Raw genomic sequence first — 3,119 nt, 5'->3', positions numbered from 1 at the left:
GGAGAAGATATCTCGTCGCTTTTGGTAACAAAAGTGCTCATTTTAACAAAACGGCGATAGTTATTGATGAAGGTATTTTTCATGATGGTATACAACCATCCTTTCAAGTTAGTACCTTCTTTAAACTTATTGTAGTAAGTTATGGCTTTCAACATTGTATCCTGAACAAGGTCGTTAGCATCATCTGCGTCATGGGTGAAATGTAAGGCATAAGACCTTAGTGAAGTCGCCTGACGTAATACAAGGGTGTTAAACTCAATCTTTGTCATTCTGTTAATGTTTTGTATTGAGTATTAGGCAAACATAATACCAATAGTGAAAAGCACGTGAAATTGAATGATTGACTGTAACAGCATACAGGACACAGCAAATTAGACTAAAAAATTGTCATAACAATGTAAGTTGCTGAAAATAAGCAACTTAATTTATTATATAGATTTTTCGCAACTAAGTAAGGCGCAATAAAAAAATCAAAACAAAGTATTGTTTAACTTGCTGTAGATGAGAAAATTATGAAATTAAAGTCCTAATTAAGTTAATTAACTTATAATATTTACCTCGCGTTGTAGCATAACGCCAAATTTAGTGTACACACTGTCTATGATTTGCGACGAAAGACTGTACACTTCTTCGCCCGTTGCACCGCCATGGTTCACTAAAACCAGTGCCTGGTTCTTCCATGTGCCGGTGTTTCCAACGGTTTTTCCCTTCCAACCGCATTGCTCAATTAGCCAGCCTGCAGCCAATTTTACCTGTCCATCGGCTGTAGGATAATTAACCACATCCGGGAAATTCTGATGCAGCGGTTCAAATTGCACTGCGCTTATTACCGGGTTTTTAAAGAAGCTACCCGCGTTGCCAATGGTAGAAGGGTCGGGTAGTTTAGATACGCGGATGTAGGATACCACCTCCGATACATCTTCAATAGTAGGTTGTGTAATGCCGCGGTTAGCCAACTCCTGCTCTATAGCGCCATATTTTAAATTGATGTTTGGCTTAAGCGAAAGGTGGAACTTTACCGATACAATAATATACTGCCCGGCCAGTTCGGTTTTAAATACGCTTTCGCGATAACCAAACTTGCAGTCGGCTTTGGTGAATGTGCGGAAGGTGCCGGTGGCGATTTCAAACGCACGGCAACTCTCAAATACATCTTTTAGTTCTACGCCGTAGGCGCCTATATTTTGTATGGGCGATGCACCAACCGAGCCGGGGATAAGGCTCAGGTTTTCTATGCCTCCATAATTACGGTCTACACAAAAGTTCACCAGGCCATTCCAAACCTCGCCGGCGCCAACTTCAACAAATACATCCTGGTGACTAATGCGATGTTCTATACCACGAATATTGAGACGGATTACCAGGCCTTCAAAATCTTTTACCAGCAGCATGTTGCTGCCACCGCCAAGTACAAGGCGGTTCATGTGCATCCATTGCGGGTCGGCAAATAATTCTACCAGTTCGTCCTCGTGGCTTATTTCGGTGAAGTAGCGGGCATTGGCATCAATACCAAACGTGTTAAATTTTCTGAGCGATACGTTTTCCTGTATTTGCAGCATGGGGCGAATTTCGGAAATATTATTGGGATGCAGGAGTTTTGAAAAATCAATTAACTATATTCCGTTAAAATTTGCACTCCATGAAACCTAAATTATCACTCATCATATTCTTATCATTTTTCATATTAAATGCTGCGTCGGCACAGGATTTTAAAAGCAGGTTTAAAGAAATCTTCACGAAAGGGAACTCCGATTCAACGCTTAATTTACTTAATCAATGGCGCAAAGCCGCTCCAAACGATCCTGAATTTTATGTTTACTCTTATAATTTTTATGCACAAGAGGGTTTAAAACCGGTGCTAAGCCTTACAATAGATAAAAGAAGTAACGACGGTTTGGAAATAAAAGATAAGAACAACAAAACCGCCGGCTATTTAGGCACTACAGATAGCTTTAACGAAGCGTTAATTAATAAGGGCTTTAATTATATAGATACCGGAATAAGCAAATTCCCTAACAGGCTGGATATGCGGTTTGGAAAAGTATATGTACTTGGCCGCATTAAAAACTACAAATTATTTACCCAAGAGATTATAAAAGCGGTTAATTATGGTGAAATCATCAACTTAAAATGGGCATGGACAGATGGCAAACCTCTGGACGATTCCAAAAAGTTCATGCTCGCTACCATACAGGAATACGTTGTACAGATGTTTAACGAAGGCGATCAGTACATGGATAATATCAAAAGCATTGCCCAAATCATTTTAAAATATCACCCCGACCACGTGGAAAGCCTGTCAAACCTTGCTATCAGTTACATTATCAATAAAGATTACAAGAGCGCACTACCACCGCTTTTAAAAGCCGAAAAAATCAATCCCCAGGATTATATCGTATTAAACAATATAGCCTATTCATATAGCTTACTTAATGACAAACCTAATGCAATAAAATATTACGAGCTTGTAATTAAGTATGGTGATGATGAGAATAAAAAGGTGGCAACTGAAAAGATAACTCAATTAAAGAAATAGCTACCTAAACCACTTCTTCCCCACCACCAATAACCCAAACTCTTCCGAAGGATTTTTCTCTGTGAATTTATGGTGGACCTTATGTGCCCTGCGGATGCCTGACAAATAACGGTTGTTACTTCTAAAGGTCTTGAAACGATTATGGATAAACCAATCGTGAAAGATAAAGTAGATAGTACCATATACGCTAATACCCGTACCAATCCAAAAGCGATAATCCAAAGTGATATGCCCTATCCACATCAGCCATAGGGCGAGAGCAGCAAAACCAATACTGAACAGATCATTTAATTCGAACCAACCGTGGCGCTGCTGGTGGTGTGTTTTATGGATAAACCACAACGGACCATGAAACAAATATTTATGCATAGCCCAGGAGAGTGCTTCCATCAAAGCAATGGTCAGGATAATGATACCGATGTTGCTAAGGACTTGCATTTAGTTGGCAGTTAATAGTTGCAGTTGGCAGGGAGTTTTTGCAAACTGCCTACTACCAACTGCAAACTCCTTAAATATGTATCGGCCTGTTTTCCGTAGCTGCTAAGCAAGCTTCGCGCATGGCTTCGGTATAGGTTGGGTGGGC

Annotated in this window: 4 protein-coding genes; 1 reads left to right on the top strand and 3 read right to left on the bottom strand. The window is 40.0% G+C overall.

The window, feature by feature from the left end; all coding sequences use genetic code 11:
• Both JWQ85_RS21315 and murB read right to left on the bottom strand, forming a co-directional pair.
• Window positions 1–269, bottom strand: a 269-nt coding sequence (locus JWQ85_RS21315; RefSeq protein WP_299471600.1) for a sigma-70 family RNA polymerase sigma factor, incomplete at its 3' end; no start/stop codon positions are given.
• A 270-nt stretch (window positions 270–539) separates the two neighbouring features.
• Window positions 540–1,559, bottom strand: coding sequence for a UDP-N-acetylmuramate dehydrogenase (gene murB / locus JWQ85_RS21310; RefSeq protein WP_299471599.1), 1,020 nt, complete (start codon window positions 1,557–1,559; stop codon window positions 540–542).
• Between the two features lie 80 nt (window positions 1,560–1,639).
• Between murB and JWQ85_RS21305 the strand changes: the two genes are divergently transcribed.
• Complete coding sequence (locus JWQ85_RS21305; protein ID WP_299471598.1) at window positions 1,640–2,536, top strand: hypothetical protein; 897 nt, start codon at window positions 1,640–1,642, stop codon at window positions 2,534–2,536.
• On the opposite strand, the gene JWQ85_RS21300 is transcribed toward JWQ85_RS21305, so the two are convergent.
• On the bottom strand, window positions 2,537–2,974 hold the full coding sequence (locus JWQ85_RS21300; protein WP_299471597.1) for a sterol desaturase family protein: 438 nt from the start codon (window positions 2,972–2,974) through the stop codon (window positions 2,537–2,539).
• Window positions 2,975–3,119: the final 145 nt, after the last annotated feature.

Source organism: Mucilaginibacter sp., from assembly GCF_028288105.1.
Classification (GTDB): domain Bacteria; phylum Bacteroidota; class Bacteroidia; order Sphingobacteriales; family Sphingobacteriaceae; genus Mucilaginibacter.
This window is presented reverse-complemented; position numbering and strand designations above follow the sequence as displayed.